This window comes from Williamsia muralis NBRC 105860 (assembly GCF_001598915.1).
GTDB classification, from domain to species: domain Bacteria; phylum Actinomycetota; class Actinomycetes; order Mycobacteriales; family Mycobacteriaceae; genus Williamsia; species Williamsia muralis.
Map to the genome: position 1 here is coordinate 1,133,897 of NZ_BDAP01000002.1, position 14,848 is coordinate 1,148,744.

The 14,848-nt window shown below is 64.7% G+C and carries 14 protein-coding genes; 2 read left to right on the top strand and 12 right to left on the bottom strand.

Annotation, left to right across the window (positions count from 1 at the left end; genetic code table 11):
- Positions 1–88: 88 nt before the first annotated feature.
- Positions 89–3,313 carry an AfsR/SARP family transcriptional regulator gene (locus WIMU1_RS12000; RefSeq protein ID WP_062797340.1) on the top strand — a complete coding sequence of 1,075 codons (3,225 nt, stop codon included), beginning with the start codon at positions 89–91 and terminating at the stop codon, positions 3,311–3,313.
- Here the strand turns inward: WIMU1_RS12000 and WIMU1_RS12005 are convergent.
- The 11 genes from WIMU1_RS12005 to WIMU1_RS12055 all read right to left on the bottom strand — a co-directional run bounded on the left by WIMU1_RS12005 (position 3,310) and on the right by WIMU1_RS12055 (position 12,180).
- Positions 3,310–4,134, bottom strand: a complete 825-nt coding sequence (locus WIMU1_RS12005; RefSeq protein WP_062797342.1) for an ABC transporter permease — start codon at positions 4,132–4,134, stop codon at positions 3,310–3,312. The genes WIMU1_RS12000 and WIMU1_RS12005 overlap by 4 nt on opposite strands.
- Positions 4,131–5,114, bottom strand: coding sequence for an ATP-binding cassette domain-containing protein (locus WIMU1_RS12010; RefSeq protein WP_062797349.1), 984 nt, complete (start codon positions 5,112–5,114; stop codon positions 4,131–4,133). Before WIMU1_RS12010 ends, WIMU1_RS12005 begins: the two co-directional genes overlap by 4 nt.
- A 123-nt stretch (positions 5,115–5,237) precedes the next feature.
- Entirely contained in the window at positions 5,238–5,492 is a 255-nt protein-coding gene (locus WIMU1_RS26680) for a response regulator transcription factor (RefSeq protein WP_307714731.1), read from the bottom strand.
- Positions 5,493–5,627: 135 nt separating this feature from the next.
- Positions 5,628–6,704, bottom strand: a complete 1,077-nt coding sequence (locus WIMU1_RS12020) for a DUF8320 family protein (protein WP_062797353.1) — start codon at positions 6,702–6,704, stop codon at positions 5,628–5,630.
- Positions 6,701–7,936: a sensor histidine kinase gene (locus WIMU1_RS12025; protein ID WP_062797355.1), complete on the bottom strand. Its 1,236-nt coding sequence runs from the start codon at positions 7,934–7,936 to the stop codon at positions 6,701–6,703. Before WIMU1_RS12025 ends, WIMU1_RS12020 begins: the two co-directional genes overlap by 4 nt.
- Complete coding sequence (locus tag WIMU1_RS12030; protein ID WP_062797357.1) at positions 7,903–8,571, bottom strand: DNA-binding response regulator; 669 nt, start codon at positions 8,569–8,571, stop codon at positions 7,903–7,905. The genes WIMU1_RS12025 and WIMU1_RS12030 overlap by 34 nt, the downstream gene beginning before the upstream one ends.
- Positions 8,572–8,727: 156 nt before the next feature.
- Positions 8,728–9,891 (bottom strand): o-succinylbenzoate--CoA ligase, encoded by a 1,164-nt coding sequence (gene menE, locus WIMU1_RS12035; protein ID WP_371850294.1) that lies wholly within the window; start codon positions 9,889–9,891, stop codon positions 8,728–8,730.
- The gene (locus WIMU1_RS12040; RefSeq protein ID WP_030165448.1) at positions 9,884–10,234 is read right to left on the bottom strand and encodes a DUF3349 domain-containing protein; all 351 of its coding nucleotides are present in this window, start codon (positions 10,232–10,234) and stop codon (positions 9,884–9,886) included. The genes menE and WIMU1_RS12040 overlap by 8 nt, the downstream gene beginning before the upstream one ends.
- Positions 10,235–10,343: 109 nt before the next feature.
- The gene (locus tag WIMU1_RS12045) at positions 10,344–10,652 is read right to left on the bottom strand and encodes a DUF3349 domain-containing protein (RefSeq protein ID WP_062797361.1); all 309 of its coding nucleotides are present in this window, start codon (positions 10,650–10,652) and stop codon (positions 10,344–10,346) included.
- Positions 10,653–10,665: 13 nt separating this feature from the next.
- Positions 10,666–10,944: a hypothetical protein gene (locus WIMU1_RS12050; protein WP_062797363.1), complete on the bottom strand. Its 279-nt coding sequence runs from the start codon at positions 10,942–10,944 to the stop codon at positions 10,666–10,668.
- A gap of 3 nt (positions 10,945–10,947) precedes the next feature.
- Positions 10,948–12,180: an inorganic phosphate transporter gene (locus WIMU1_RS12055; RefSeq protein WP_174548719.1), complete on the bottom strand. Its 1,233-nt coding sequence runs from the start codon at positions 12,178–12,180 to the stop codon at positions 10,948–10,950.
- Between the two features lie 213 nt (positions 12,181–12,393).
- Here WIMU1_RS12055 and WIMU1_RS12060 point away from each other — a divergent pair, with 213 nt between their 5' ends.
- On the top strand, positions 12,394–13,446 hold the full coding sequence (locus tag WIMU1_RS12060; protein ID WP_062797366.1) for an LLM class F420-dependent oxidoreductase: 1,053 nt from the start codon (positions 12,394–12,396) through the stop codon (positions 13,444–13,446).
- 381 nt (positions 13,447–13,827) lie between these two features.
- Here WIMU1_RS12060 and WIMU1_RS12065 read toward each other — a convergent pair whose 3' ends face one another.
- Positions 13,828–14,757, bottom strand: coding sequence for a type IV toxin-antitoxin system AbiEi family antitoxin domain-containing protein (locus WIMU1_RS12065; protein WP_120802640.1), 930 nt, complete (start codon positions 14,755–14,757; stop codon positions 13,828–13,830).
- Positions 14,758–14,848 lie beyond the last annotated feature (91 nt).

Here is a 14,848-nt window from a genome sequence, read left to right on the forward strand (position 1 = left end):
CCGCCGGACCCACTAGTGTGTAAGAAGCGACCCCGACCTGCAGGTTTGCCGTCGATCTGTTCATCATCAGCGAGGAAATGTGCCGTCTGTGACAGTAGCGCCGATCATCGGACTGCTGGGACCGGTGGCTGTTGTGGACGAAAACGGACAAATGCGACCGGTGCAGGGCATTCGCGCCCGGCGGTTGCTGGCGGTGCTCGCGCTGATGCCCGGAACCCACCGATCGCAGTCAGCACTGATCGACGGGGTGTGGGGCGACGACCTGCCTCGGTCGCCGCAGTCGGCACTCCACACACAGATCTCCAGGCTTCGACCGCAACTTCCCGACGGCGCCATCGAGGTCGGGCCGAGAGGTTACCGACTCACGCTCTCCGCCGATGCAATCGATGTGTTCGTCGCCAGATCACTCGTCGCCGAGGGGTCTACCCAGGCGCTCGACACGGCGGCGGCGCTGTGGCGCGGGGATCCGGGCGAAGACCTCGGTGACGATGACCTGGCCCGTACCCTCCGCCAGACCGCTGACCGCGTCCACGACGACATCGTTGCCCATCGATCACGTAAAGCTCTGGAAGACGACGACTTCGAGTTGGCGCGCTCGCTCGCCCAGCAACGATGCGACGCCGATCCACTCGATGAGTCCGCGCACACCACCGTGATCCGGGCGCTGGCGGCACTGGGTCGCGATGCGGAGGCTCTCGCCGTGTTCGCCCGCATCCGGCGCTCGCTGTCCGCCGAATTGGGCGCCGACCCCGGGCCGGAACTCGCTGCGTTGCATCAGCAACTGGTGAGCCGACAGGGAACCACCCCGTCGCCCGCACGTCGCGCGGCCCCCGTCAGAGCGGTGGGCTTGTCGGCCGAACCGAACGAGTTGTTCGGCCGCGCTGCCGATGTCGCAAGAATCTGCCGACTGTTCGAGACCTCGCGCATGGTCACCGTGCAGGGACCAGGAGGCGCGGGAAAGACGCGTATTGCCAACAAGATCGGGCACATCGTCGCCGGCGACGGCGCTCGTGTCTTCTTCGTCGAATTGGCGTCTGTCCGTGGCGACGACGACGTGCTGGCCGCGGTCGCGGGCACTCTCGGCGTCGGCGAATCCGACGTTGGTCCGGGCGGTCGGCCGAGGTTGGCGTACTCGGACCTGCGTGCGCGGCTCGCCGACGCCCTGACCGCAGACACCCTGGTCATCCTCGACAACTGTGAGCACGTCGTCGACGCCGCGGCGCGCATCGCGAGTGAGTTGATCGCAGCGGCAGACGGGGTGCGGATCCTGGCGACCAGCAGATCGCCGTTGCGGGTCAGCAGTGAGGTCGTCCATCAGCTCCCAACCCTGGATGTCGGCGAGAAGGGCTCGGCCGCAACGGATCTGTTTGTCGCCCGCGCTCATGCGATCCGCCCCGATGTGGCGATCGACCTCGGTGAGGTCGCGGCGCTCTGCCGGGCACTGGACGGTCTGCCGCTCGCGATCGAACTGGCCGCCGCCAGGGTCAGGACGATGACCGTCGGCGAGATCTCCCAGAGATTGACCGACCGCTTTGCGCTGCTGAGTGCGGGCAGCCGCTCGTCGCCACTGCGACATCGCACCTTGCATGCGGTGATCGAGTGGAGCTGGGAACTGCTCGACCACGCGGCGCAGGTCGCTCTGCGTCGGCTGTGCCGGTTCCCCGGTGGTTTCTCGAGGGAAGCGGCAGCGGAACTGGTGGGAGCAGGCGGATTCGAGCTCGACGATGTTCTCGATGCGCTTGTCGACCAGTCCCTGCTGCACGTGGTGGAGAACGGTGGCGTTCGCTATCGCATGCTCGAGACCGTCCGGGAGTTCGGCGAAGAACAGATCATCGCGGCCGGCGAAGAGGCGCAAGTCAATTCGGCGATCGCTCGGTGGGCCCGAAAGTTTTCCGAAGACGTCCGGGAGCCGTTCGAGAACGGGCGGCAAGCGGTGGCGTTGAAGGCGATCGCTACTGAGGCCGACAATCTGGTGTGGGTGCTGCGTCGCTGCATGGAGCCGGACCCGGTTCACCGCCCCGATGCCGCGGAATTGACTGTCGTGACCTGCTTTCCCGTGCTCGCCGGCTATTGGGCCATCCGTGGCCTGCACGCTGAGGTGATGATGTGGGGTCCGCGCGTGGTCGCGGCGCTGCCCGCAGAGACGCCCGCGGCGATCGCCGTGATGTCCGACTTCGAGCGCGAGAACCGCCAGGCCACCTACATTCTCGCGGCAGCGCATCTGCTGATGTCCCGACATCTGCGGTCGCTTGCTGTCGCACGGACTCGGGTTCGACGACTTCTCCGACCACAGTTGGCCATTCTGCGTCCGATGGACTTCGCGTCGGCGATCGCAACCTCGTACCACCCGTTGTCCGCGTTGCGGCTGTTGGTCATCGCGCGGGACAGTCCCAACCCGCGTGTGCAGATGCTGGCGGCGGTGTTGCGGGTGAACGTCCGGGAGAACGTGGGCGACCGCGCGGGCGCCATGCGCGACGCCGTCGAGAACCTGGCCCTCACCGAGGAGCGGAACGACCTGTGGATGGCCGCGGCGTCCAGGATGGAGATCGGAAGTCTCCACGGTCAGGTCGGTGACTTCGACGCCGCGCTCGAAAGTTATTTCAAGGCAATTCATCTGCTGAACGAGATCGGGTCCGAACAGGACAGCATGCAGGCGCGAGGGTATGTGGTGGCCGCCCTGATCGGATCTGGCCGGATCGACGACGCCCGGGCGGAGTTCGCCGACCTCTCCGACGGTTGGCAACCCAGTGACCCCGACCCGCAACTGCATCCGGAGGTCTCTGCCGGCATCCTCATCGCCGCGGCCGAACTCGAGGTCTACGACCACAGAACCACCTCGGCAGCGAACCTGTACGAGCGCGCGGTTCGGCTGTTGCTGAGAGAACACCCCATGCCGGCGCAGGACCCGTTTGTTGCCATGATCATCAGTACCGCCGTGTGTGGCATGGCGGTCAACGGCGCCGTCGACCGCGCCACGCCGTACCTTGCCGATCTCGCGAAGATCATCGACCACATGGTGGGACCCAGTGGAATGGGTGACCTACCGCAAATGGGTTCGGTCGCACTGGGATACGGGGTGTTGACGTGTCTGCGTCGGCCTGGTTCGCCGGACGGGGTGAGGCTGTTGCACCTGGCCGTACGGCTGGGTGGACGCCGCGATTTCCCCACACTCGCCTCAGCGATGGACCGTCGATTCGAGATGTCCGGTGTCTGCGACGACGAGTGGCGATCGGGTGAGGCGGCGGTGTCCACGATGTCCCGCAGGCAAGCCGTGCGGGACATCGTGGACATCATCAAGAGGCTCAACGTCTAGGCGTTGCGCATGTACGACTTCACCGTGAGTGGAGCCATGATCACGATGATGATGGCGGCACCCACGAGCGACCAGACGACGTGCATACCGATATGACCGTTGTTGGTCAGTTCGCGAACCGCGCTGACCAGGTGCGAGATGGGGTTGACCTGGACGAAGGACTGCATCCAGCCAGGCATGGTCTCCGGCTGCACGAATGCGTTGGACATGAAGGTCAGCGGGAACAGGATGAGCATCGAGATGCCCTGCACTGCTGAGGCTTTCTTCATGATGGTGCCCATGAAGGCGAAGATCCACGACACCGCGAAGCTGCAGGTGATGACCAGCAGGGTCGCGCCGAGGACGCCCAGGGCGTCTGGTCGCCAACCCATCGCGATGCCCACCACAAACGTGATCACGGTGGCGATCAGGTAACGGACGACGTCGGCGAGAAGTGCACCCGCCAAAGGGCTTATCCGAGCGATCGGGAGCGACCTGAATCGGTCGAACACACCCTTGTCCATGTCTTCACGCAACTGGGTGCCGGTCACGATGCTGGTGACGATCACCGTCTGCACCAGGATGCCGGGAATGATGATCGGCAGGTAGTCGTGCACGCTGCCGGCGAGTGCGCCGCCGAAGATGTAGGTGAACATCAGGGTGAAGATGATCGGTTGCAGCACAACGTCGAACAGCTGCTCCGGGTTGTGGCGGATCTTGAGCAGACCGCGGTAGCCCATCGTGAACGACTGTCGGACAGCGTCGGCGATGCTCACCGATCTGACAGGGACGGTGGTGTTGGTTGGTGCGGTGGTGATGGGTTTGTCGATGAGTGTGGTCATGCGGCTTGCTCCTCGGAAGTGGGGTCGGCGGGTTTGCCGGTGATGGTGAGGAAGACCTCGTCGAGACTCGGCTTCTGGACGTTCAGCCCTTCGATCGCGATGCCCTCCTCGCGCAACGCGATGAGGACGTCGGGCAGTAGATCCGGGCGGTCCATGGGGGCGGTGATGCGTCCGGCTTCGGCGCTGAGCGTGGCCGGTTCGGACAGGATTCGTTCGATGAGTGCGGCTGCGGCCGGCGCCATCGCCTTGTCGGCGGGGGTCAGTTGCAGGGTGGACGACCCGACCGAGCTCTTCAGCTCGTCCGCTGTGCCGTCGGCGATCACCCGTCCGTGGTCGATCACTGCGATGCGGTCGGCGAGTTGGTCGGCCTCGTCGAGGTATTGGGTGGTGAGCAGCACTGTGCTGCCACCGGCGACGAGACGCCGGATGGTGTCCCACATCTGCGCTCGGGTCCGCGGGTCGAGACCGGTGGTGGGTTCATCGAGGAAGAGCAGTGGGGGAGTGGCTATCAGGCTTGCGGCGAGGTCCAGTCGCCGACGCATCCCGCCCGAGAACTGTTTGAGTGGTCGTTTGGCGGCGTCGGTGAGTCCGAACTCCTCGAGGAGATCGTGGGCCCGTTGCCGCGATGCCTGGCGACTGTTGCCGAGCAGGCGACCGAAGACGATGAGGTTCTCGGTGGCGGAAAGGTCTTCGTCGACCGACGCGTACTGGCCGGTGACACCGACCAGTGAGCGCACGGCGACCGAGTCGGTGGTCACGTCGTACCCGAAAATCTTCGCCTGGCCCTCGTCAGGCTTGAGGAGGGTGGCGAGCATGCGCACGGTGGTGGTCTTGCCCGCGCCGTTGGGACCGAGGACTCCGTAGACCGATCCGGTGGGAACCACCAGGTCGACGCCATCGACGGCCTTGGTGGAACCGAAGTGTTTGACCAATCCGCGGGCCTCGATGGCCGGCGCATCGGTGTGCAGTGGTGTGTTCATGGAACAGACTCTGCGCCGACGCGCTGTCGTGGCGCTTACACCGGCTGTCGCGGGCTGCCAGGTGCTGTCGTGGGTTCACCAGGGCGGCAGGACCGTCAGGTCGCCGCGTGCAACCGAGACCGTTTACAACTCATCGAGTTCGATATGACCGTCTTGCAGAGCGCGGGCGAGCAATGCCGCTTTTGTGTTCGCCGGACGACCCACCGACGCGTATTTCAGTCTGATCCGATTCACGTGCGTGCTCACCGTGGCTGGGGTGATGAACAGCGCTTTAGCCACTTCTGCTTTTGAATCGCGCATGACCCATTCGCGCAGAATCTCTATTTCACGAGCGGTCAGTGGTGGGGCTGGCAGGGATTTTGAACCGGTCGACGGCAACACTTCTCCTCGGGCAGGCCACAGGCCGGAACTTGGGTCCCCCGACCCATCAGGAGAACTTATCGCGGGTGGCGACAACTCGACAGATGTATCTTTTGGTGTCACCCGAATAGGGGTCATCGTGAGCCATGCAAACTACTCGTCTTCGATATCGGCGTTCGAATACTTCACGACGTGATTGCCTTTTGACATCCTGCCTGATCTGTCAAGGTCTATGCGGCGAGTTCCGGAAACTCCGCTGCGATAAATGGACAGCACGGTCGACCGGCCGGGTGGCAGCACGCGAATACGTACGTCGCCGTCGCCCGCCGCGGACAGGGCATCGGTGACCACGGTGCTGGCACGGTCGCGGACCGTTGCGTCCGCGTCGTCGAGACCTCCGTCGTCGATCATCAACACCTCGACGCCCCGGCCGCGAGCCGCGCGTGCGGCAGCAGCCGTGGACGGGTTCACCAGTGCTTGCGCGCGAAGTTGATCGCGCAGATGGGCTTCGAGCAGTTCGCACGATTGCCGCTCCTGATCCGACAGGGGCGTGCCCGTGGCGATTCGTTCGAGCAGTGGGCGAGCGAGTTCGTCGAGTTCGCGTAGCCGGAGGTTGCGCTCGAACTGGGCCGCCGCAACGGCAGATGCCTCCGCCGCACGCGTCATCGACTGCTGTCGCAGCGTGAAGATCGAACGGATCGTCGGGCGGACGGCCAATGCGAGTACGGTCGCGACCGCAACTGCGCCCGAGTTGTAGATCGGTGTGGTGGCTCCGGTCCACCAGCCCTGATCGGTGAGCACCGCCCAGGCGCCGTAGACCCCGACCGTCAGGGCGATACTCGACCACGCGTATCGGGCGCGCCCTCGCAGACACATGAACACATAGATGATCGACGAATAGCCGGACACCCAGATCTGATTCGATGTCTCCAAGGGCACCGGTACCGCCGACAGCAGAAACGCCGCTGCCACAGGCGGTGACAACGCCAAAGCGAGTGCCGCAGTACGGAGCAGAGGGTCATGCGGCAACATCACCACGGCGACGGTCGCGGCGGCCATGATGAGCACGGCGACCACCTCGGGCCACATCGGTGACACGCCGGTGGTGTTCTGCAACGCACAGAAGGCCATCGCCAGCACCACCGCACCCGTCAGTCCCCGCGCAAGGCGGGTGTGCAGGCCCAGCACCTCGCGGATGTCGGTGGGTCCGGTCGGTGTCGCGAGTGTCATTGCGGTCGTCGCCAAGTCAGGTCGATCCGAGTGCCCTCGCCCGGGCGTGACGCGATTTCGGCTGAGCCACCGGGCAATTGCTTCATTCGTCCTCGAACGCTGACGGCGAGGCCGAGCCGGTGGCCGGGAACGGTCGCGGTATCGAACCCGACGCCGTTGTCGCCGACCGTCACCCGGAGAAGATTGTCGCCGGTCCTCACCTGCACCGACCGGCGGACGCCCGGTCCGGCGTGTTGAACGCTGTTGCGGAGGGCCTCGGCGAGTGCCGCGGACATCGTCCGAACGACGGTACCCGGGTAGCGGGTGGCCGGATCGGCGGTTCCGTTGAAGCTGACCAATCGAATCGAGTCGTCCACTTCGCCGGTGGCACTGCGCAACTGACTGATGGCAGCGTCGACATCGAACTCGGCTTGTTGCCGCACCCCGGACTCGAGGACCTCGAGTTTGGTGAGTGTGTCGGTGGCCTGTTCGACCAGTGCCGGTGACATGTCGTGGCGGGCGGCGGCCAGCAATGTGGCCATCACGCCGTCGTGGGTGAGCGCGTCGAACCTAGAACGCTCATGTGCGCGAGCTACGGCCGCAGCGGCTTCGGCAGCAGCAGTGGCCGATTGGTGCCTGGTGGTGTCGAGGATGCGTCCGGATCGAATCGCAGCCACTCCCATCGCGTAAGGCATCGCCGTGAGGCAAAAGCTCCAGGCGATCTCGGCAGCGACCGGATTGCTGTGGTCCGCCACGCGGACCACGTCGTTGACGAATTGCACCGAGACCAGGACGAACAACCAGTAGGGCAGCGACCACCGGACGCGCCAGGTCAACGCAGCGCTGAAGGCGACCACCCCGTTGAACTGGGTGAACCACATCCCTTGCGCCACATCGAGTTGCGCCCCGTTCCACACCAGGGGCCACGTGACGATGGTCAAGCCGTAGCCGATCACCACCGCACTCGAGGCCGCCCGTACGGCACGAATACCTGGCCGGAACGAAAGGATGATCATCGCGATCGCCGACCCGTATACCGAGAGCAGCGCTGCCACCGTCCACCACATCGGGACCACGTCAAGCGATCTCGTGATGACGCTGCTCAGCCCGATGAAGCTGAGGCAGTAACCGATTCCGAGATAGCGGCAGAACTGCCGGATGATCTTGTCCGCGGCCGATACGCCGCCTTCCGGATCAAAACCGGTCGCCGGGGTGCTGTTCAGCGTCGGAAGAGTCGCGGTATCGGAAGCCAACCGTCCTCCAATGCGCGTTTGTAGAGGTCGGTCTTGGTCGGTGCCGGACGGCCGGCGTCGGCGTACTTGCGGCGGATCCTGGACAGGTACACATTGACGGTCTCGGTGGACAGACCGGTGAGCGACGCAACGCGATTGGCAGGCTCGCCGGACGCATAGAGTTCGAGCACCTGCCGCTGGCGGGGGCTGAGATTCACCTCGGACAGCGCCGGGTCGGCGTCGATCGCGGAGGCCCAGTCCATCGTCGCGACGGTGTTCCCGTCGGCCGCAGATCGGATGGCCTCAACCAGTTCGGTGTTGCGTACCGATTTGCGCACGACGCCGAGAACGCCGGCAGCGGTGGCGGCGCGAACGAGGTCGGGATAGTCCGCTGTGGTGAAGACCAGCACCTTGATGCCGGCAGCGTGCAATTGCTCGACGTTGGATTTCGGCGTGGAACCGTCTTCCAGTCGCAGGTCCAAGATCACCAGATCGAGGTCTTTGGTGATGTCGAGGAGCCCTTCAACGGTGCTCGCCCCCGCGGCGAAGGTCATGCCGTCGGAACCATTGATGATGGCCGCGAGGCCGGTGAGCTGGGACTCGAAGTCCTCCACCACACCGATCTTCCGTTCATGGTCACAACTCTGCTCATTCATCGCACTGCTGTTTTAGCCGGTTCCCCCGATTCATATAGTTAGTTTCACCCAACCAGTCGGGATCGGGTGACAAAGAACACGAATCGTGATGCGTTCGGAAAGCGGCGCCAGTTGATCGATTTTCAGCGTGGCGCGGGCCGCCGAACCGCTGCTGAATTACCGGTCGTGCCCGCTCAGTTGGCTCCGAAGTGCCGCACGATCCACCTTGCCCGGACCCCGTCTGGGCAGGTCATCGACAAAGAACACCCGACGGGGGACAGCGGTCTTGTCCAGCTGTTTCGCGACGACTTCCTGCAGGTCTTCGGTGGTGGCAATTGCGCCGGGAGAAAGAACAATCGCTGCGACGACCTGCTCGCCGAGCCTCTCGTCGGGTAGACCGAGAACCGCGCATTCGCTGACCGCAGGGTCGGTGAGCAGGGCGGCCTCGACCACCTGCGGAACGATGGTCAGGCCCCCGGAGCTGATCGCTTCGTCGGCGCGGCCCAGTATCGACAGCGACCCGTCGACGTTCAGGGTGCCGAGATCGTCGGTGCGGAACCATCCGGGTTCGGCGAATGCCGGATGATGTGGACGGCCTCGATAGCCGGATGCGACCATCGGTCCGCCCAGCTGCACCCGGCCCGACGGTGAGCCGTCGATACGAATCCGCACCCCGGGCAGAGGCCGGCCGTCGTAGACGCAACCGCCGCAGGTCTCGCTCATCCCATAGGTGCGCACGATCGGGATACCGGCGTCGATCGCTCGTTCGCGTAGCGGCGCCGGGGTGGCAGCCCCGCCCACCAGGACGGCGTCCACGCCGCGCAGGGCGGCCACAGCCGACGGGTCGGCAAGCACCTTGATGAGCTGGGTGGGTACCAGTGAGGTGTATCGGCGTGGGCCTGGCATCTTGGCCACGCCTGCGACGAGGTCCGCCGGGTCGAATCCGTCGGCGACGTCGAGGGTCACCGGATCAAATCCGGCCCGCACGCTTCGCAGCAGCACCTGCAGCCCCGCGATGTGATGAGGAGGCAAGGCCAGCAGCCACGCCCCCGGCCCGCCGAGGTATTCGTGGGTGGCATCGATCGAGGCCTTCACCGATGCAGCGGAATGCATGGCGCCTTTCGGGGTGCCCGTGGTGCCCGACGTCGCGACCACCAGCGCAACATCGTCGTCGATCGGTTCGCCCGCGCCGAGAGCCGCAGTGAGCCGCCGAGTTTCGGCCTCGTCGTGGGTGGGCACCGGTAGGTAGGAGCCCGCGCCGTCCAGAAGTCGCTGCAGCGCATCGATATTCGTCGATGCGGCCGACAGTGGCAGTGGTTCGAGTGGACGCTGGTCAGCCACGGGGTCGATCATCACCCGGCTGCTCGGGGGTCGGGGCGGGGTCGAACGGCCAGCCCTGCTCCTCCAGATGCGCGCGGATCCGGGCGATGTCGGCTTCGAACGGCAGTTCGTCGGTGATCTTGGTGATGAGCACCCCGGCGTCCACTGCCTTGATGGGTTCAGGACCCTCGTTGGTCACCTGACCCTGGTGGATCAGCTCTCGTGAGACAGCCTTCACCTCGTCCTCGGACAACTGACGGCGTAACAACGCCACCAGCGGGACGTAGTCGCCGGACGGCACACCGTTCGGGTACCCGGCGCGTAGCCAGTTGACGACTCTCATCAAGAACTGCGGGCGGTCCACTACGCCTCCTTCCGGGCATCAAAACCATCGACGAACAGCGATGAACCAACCGACCAGATTTTACTGCGACCACCTGCAGGTCGCGTCCGGGTCGATCGGTCCGAAATGCTCAGGGGTTGGCCAATGGCCATCCGGCAGCGGCGAGGCGGGCCGAAACACGTTGCACCTCTTCGCTGTCGGGTTCGACACGGGTCGCCTCGGCCACGGCGGCACGGATCTCCGCTGTCGTGGGCGCCGGACCCGAGATCTGGTCGTGCAGGTTGTCGACCACTTTGTCGAGCTGATCATCGGTGAGTGATCGACGGAGCAGAGCCAGCACAGGGTGATAGTCGCGGGGCGGGATCCCATCGGGGTATCCACTGCGCAGCCAGTTCAAGACCGCCTCGAAAGGGTTCTCGTGCTGCGTGCTCGTTGTCATCGGGACGCGACCCTCACTCGGCGAACGGGAAGAGAGTGATGCCGAAGTAGTAGTCGATCGTTTCGCGGGTGATCCACAGGATTCCGGTGACGATGACCGCCGCGATGATGCCGAACAACAGGTACGCAACGTATTTCAGGGCCGGGTTGCCCGAGGACGCCGTGCCGTCGGCGTGGTTGTCGCCCGCCCCCGCAGAGTGCAGACGCAGGCCCACAGCGAAGATCGCAGGCAGTCCGGCACCGAGGATGAGCCCGACCACCAGGACCTTGAAGATTGCCTCAACGGTTTCCATCGATCACACCTTTTCGGTTTCAGCGCGGGCGGCGGCGGTCTCGGGCGGGATGATGCTGCCGGTCTTCTCGTCCCACTCGTCGTTGACGTTGTTCGCATCCACCTTCTGCTGCTGTGCACGCCAGTACATGTAGCCGGCGAGGGCGACCAGGATGAGGAAGATGACCACGGCTCCGGCGGCGCCACCGATGATGTCGGCCACGTAGTAGCTCAGGGCACCGACAAGTCCCGCCGACGGCAGGGTGACGATCCAGGCCACTGCCATCCGGCCGGCCACCGACCAGCGGACGGTGGCGCCCTTCTTGCCGACACCCGAACCGAGGATCGATCCGGTGGCGACCTGAGTGGTCGACAGTGCCATACCGGCGGCACTCGAGGTGAGAATGATTGCTGCCGAGGAGGCTTCAGCGGCCATGCCCTGGGGGGACTCGATCTCGACCAGGCCCTTGCCCAGGGTGCGGATGATGCGCCAGCCACCCAGGTAGGTGCCGATGGCGATGGCCGCGGCACAGCTGAAGACGATCCAGAAGGGCAGGCCGTGCTCCACGCTCGATGCGTCGAGGTGGCCGCTGGCGATCAAGGCCATGGCGATCACGCCCATCGTCTTCTGGGCGTCTCCGGTGCCGTGGGCGAGGGAGACCAGGGAGGCCGAGGCGATCTGGCCGGCCCGAAAGCCTTGTGCCTTCTTGTTTTCCGCCACCTTCTTGGTGAGTGCGTAGATCATCCAGGTACCCGCGGCGGCCACCACGCAGGCGATGATCGGGGCCATGAGGGCGGGGATCAGGATCTTCGACGTGATGCCGTCCCAGTTGACGCCGGAGGTGCCGATCGCGGCCATGCCCGAGCCGATCAGTCCGCCGAAGAGGGCGTGCGATGAGCTGGAGGGCAGACCGAACAGCCAGGTGAAGAGGTTCCAGAGGATGCCGCCGATGAGGCCGGCGAAGATGATGATCATCGCAGTCTCGGCGTTCAGACCGGCGATGAGATCGCCTTTGTCCTCACCGCTCGTCTGCTGGATCTCGAGCACGTCCTTGGTGATGGTCGCGGCGACCTCCACCGAGAGGAACGCGCCGACCAGGTTCAGTATCGCGGCGATACTCACCGCGGTTTTGGGCTTCAGGGCACCGGTGGCGATCGACGTCGCCATTGCATTTCCGGTGTCGTGGAAGCCATTTGTGAAGTCGAATCCAAGTGCTGTGATGACCAGCAGCACGAGAATCAACATTTCTGCGCTCATGAGTACTGATTCTGAGGCTGAGCTGAGGATTCTGTCGAAACGGACATGCTATGAAGAACACCACTGAACTGGGGTTTCATTCAGTAAACCGGGCGCGTTCATCTAATGTTCATGTGGCGTACGCCGGGTCGCCACACCCCTGGATCGCCTTAGTGAGCATATGAAACACTTCTGAGGAAATGTCTCGCAACGTCGCGGTCCGTGGGAGGACACATGAAGATCGGCATGGCCATCAACTACTCGGGAGATTTTGCCGAGACCATCGATAACCTGATCGATTTCGAGAAGGTCGGCCTCGACCGGATCACGGTGCCCGAAGCCTACAGTTTCGACGCTGTCAGCCAGCTCGGCTACATCGCCGCCCGGACCTCGACGATCGAACTCGCGACCGGCATCCTGCCGATGTACTCACGGACTCCCACCAACCTGGCGATGACCGCGGCCGGTCTCGATTACATCTCCGGTGGACGCTTCGTACTCGGTATCGGCGCGTCCGGCCCGCAGGTGATCGAGGGCTTCCACGGCGTCAAGTACGACGCCCCGGTGGGCCGCGCCCGCGAGAACGCCGAGATCTGCCGCATGGTCTGGCGGCGTGAGCGCACCGAGTACAACGGCAAGTACTACAAGCTGCCGTTCTCCAAGGAAGACGGCGGCACCGGCCTCGGCAAGCCACTCAAGATCATCAACCACCCTGTGCGCGAGCGAATCCCGATGTTGCTGGCAGCCATCGGCCCCAAGAACGTGGAGCTGGCGGCCGAACTCTTCGAGGAGTGGCAGCCGATTCTCTTCCACCCCGAGCACCTGTCGGTGGCGTTCGGCGACGCCCTGGACAAGGGCAACGCCAAGCGCGCGCCCGAACTCGGCAAGCTGGGCATCTCGGTGAACACAACTGCCTTGATCACCGATGACGAAGAGCAGCGCCAGAACGCTCTCGCCTTGGTCAAGCACCACGCCGCGCTGTACATCGGCGGCATGGGCGCCCGCGGCAAAAACTTCTACAACGACCTCGCAGTCCGCTACGGATACGCCGACGCCGCCAAAGAGATCCAAGACCTCTACCTCGACGGCAAGAAGCAGGAAGCCGCGGCTGCCGTTCCCGACGACCTCGCGTCCGGCATGTCCCTCATCGGCCCCGAGAGCTTCGTCAAAGAACGCCTCGCCGCCTTCGAAAGCGCTGGGATCACCACCCTCCTCGTCGCTCCTGCCACACCCGGCCACGCCGACCAGGTCGAGCAGATTCGTTTGCTGAAAGAGCTCGTCAGTTGATCTGAGGGTTCGTTGTTGGCTCGCTTGGGGTTCTGCGGGGCGAGCTAATGCGGGTTTGGTGCGCGGGTTGGCTGAGCCGCTCGGGGTTCTCGTCGTTGCTCGGTCTACGGGGTGAGCTAATTCGGGTTTGGTGCGCGGGCTGGTCGGTGCGTTAGCGTTCCTCGCGTTTGGTGCGCGGGTCTGCCGGTGTGCTCGGGGTTCTCGCGTTTGCTCGGTCTGCGGCGCGAGCTTCTTCGGGTTTCGTGCGCGGGTTGGCTAAGCCGCTCGGGGTTCTCGTCGTTGCTCGGTCTGCGGGGCGAGTTACCCCGGGTTTGCTGAGCGAGTCCGCCGGTGCGCTCGCGTTTCTGGCGTTTGCTCGGTCTCCAGTCCGGGGCGGCGCCATCAGCGAAGTCCAGCGCGAACCATGGCCTGACGGAGAATCTCGGGCAGACGGCCGGCTTCGAGGTCGGCCCACGTCCACCGGACGACTTCGAGGCCGAGTTGTCTGAGTCGATCTTCGCGGATCTTTTCGGCGACGACAACGTCGTTCGGCGTCTGCCCCGGCGTCATCAACCCTTGCCCGTATTTCACCAAACCGTCGAACTCGCCGACCAGTCGGCCTTCCCACTCGAAATCCACTCTGGCCACGAAAACCCCTGTCGAGGTGTAGAACTCGCGTTGCAGCCGCGGCCGCGGGATGTCGCGGCTTGCCAGCATCTGCGCTCGGCTCCATGACTCTCCGACGGTCTCCGCCAACTCGTCAGCGGCCGCCAACGCTGTCCGAACTGGCCCGACGCCACGCTTGGGCCCGCAAGATTCGACCATTGCCGACATCACGTCGCGGTCAGCGCCCGCTCTCAGCGCGCTGTCGAAAGTCACCAGCGCCTGATCGAATGACCCGGCGAGTGCGGTGTCGACCGCCGTCCGCTCGAGGCTGGTCAACGCAATCCCATCGACCTCGATTACCTCACCGGGCGCAGCCTTTCCGGCGTGCAGGTGCCGCCGACTCTCGACGCGCCCGCCGCCCATCCGCCCGTTCAGCAGATGCACCCGTGCGTGGGAGGGTTTGAGCAGCGGGAGCTCATGTAACAAAGCCGCCGATGTGTGACTGACTACCAACGGGTGGTTGCAACTTCGCGCAGCCGCGATCACACGCATCCGGGCCAACGCGTCGTCCGACAGATTGCGTGATGTCTTGACATACGCGCCGTGCCAGATTCGACTGAGCATCCCGCCTCGAACGGCGCGCTTGATGTCGTCGTCGGAATACCCCAACGCGATGACGTCGCGGCGCCAGATCAAACCGTCGCCGTCTTCCATGATTTCCCCCATGAAGCGATTGTCAGCGACCCGCCGGACCCACCACCCGCGATATGCGGTGCTTATGGGGATAACCCCGGAACTGTGGATAGCTCGCCGGGAC

Bases quoted from the DNA above. Each gene is read 5' to 3' on its own strand.
- WIMU1_RS12005 (WP_062797342.1), bottom strand. From the start codon at position 4,134: ATGACCACACTCATCGACAAACCCATCACCACCGCACCAACCAACACC.
- WIMU1_RS12010 (WP_062797349.1), bottom strand. From the start codon at position 5,114: ATGAACACACCACTGCACACCGATGCGCCGGCCATCGAGGCCCGCGGA.
- WIMU1_RS12020 (WP_062797353.1), bottom strand. From the start codon at position 6,704: ATGACACTCGCGACACCGACCGGACCCACCGACATCCGCGAGGTGCTG.
- WIMU1_RS12030 (WP_062797357.1), bottom strand. From the start codon at position 8,571: ATGAATGAGCAGAGTTGTGACCATGAACGGAAGATCGGTGTGGTGGAG.
- WIMU1_RS12045 (WP_062797361.1), bottom strand. From the start codon at position 10,652: ATGACAACGAGCACGCAGCACGAGAACCCTTTCGAGGCGGTCTTGAAC.
- WIMU1_RS12050 (WP_062797363.1), bottom strand. From the start codon at position 10,944: ATGGAAACCGTTGAGGCAATCTTCAAGGTCCTGGTGGTCGGGCTCATC.
- WIMU1_RS12055 (WP_174548719.1), bottom strand. From the start codon at position 12,180: ATGAGCGCAGAAATGTTGATTCTCGTGCTGCTGGTCATCACAGCACTT.
- WIMU1_RS12060 (WP_062797366.1), top strand. From the start codon at position 12,394: ATGAAGATCGGCATGGCCATCAACTACTCGGGAGATTTTGCCGAGACC.
- WIMU1_RS12065 (WP_120802640.1), bottom strand. From the start codon at position 14,757: ATGGGGGAAATCATGGAAGACGGCGACGGTTTGATCTGGCGCCGCGAC.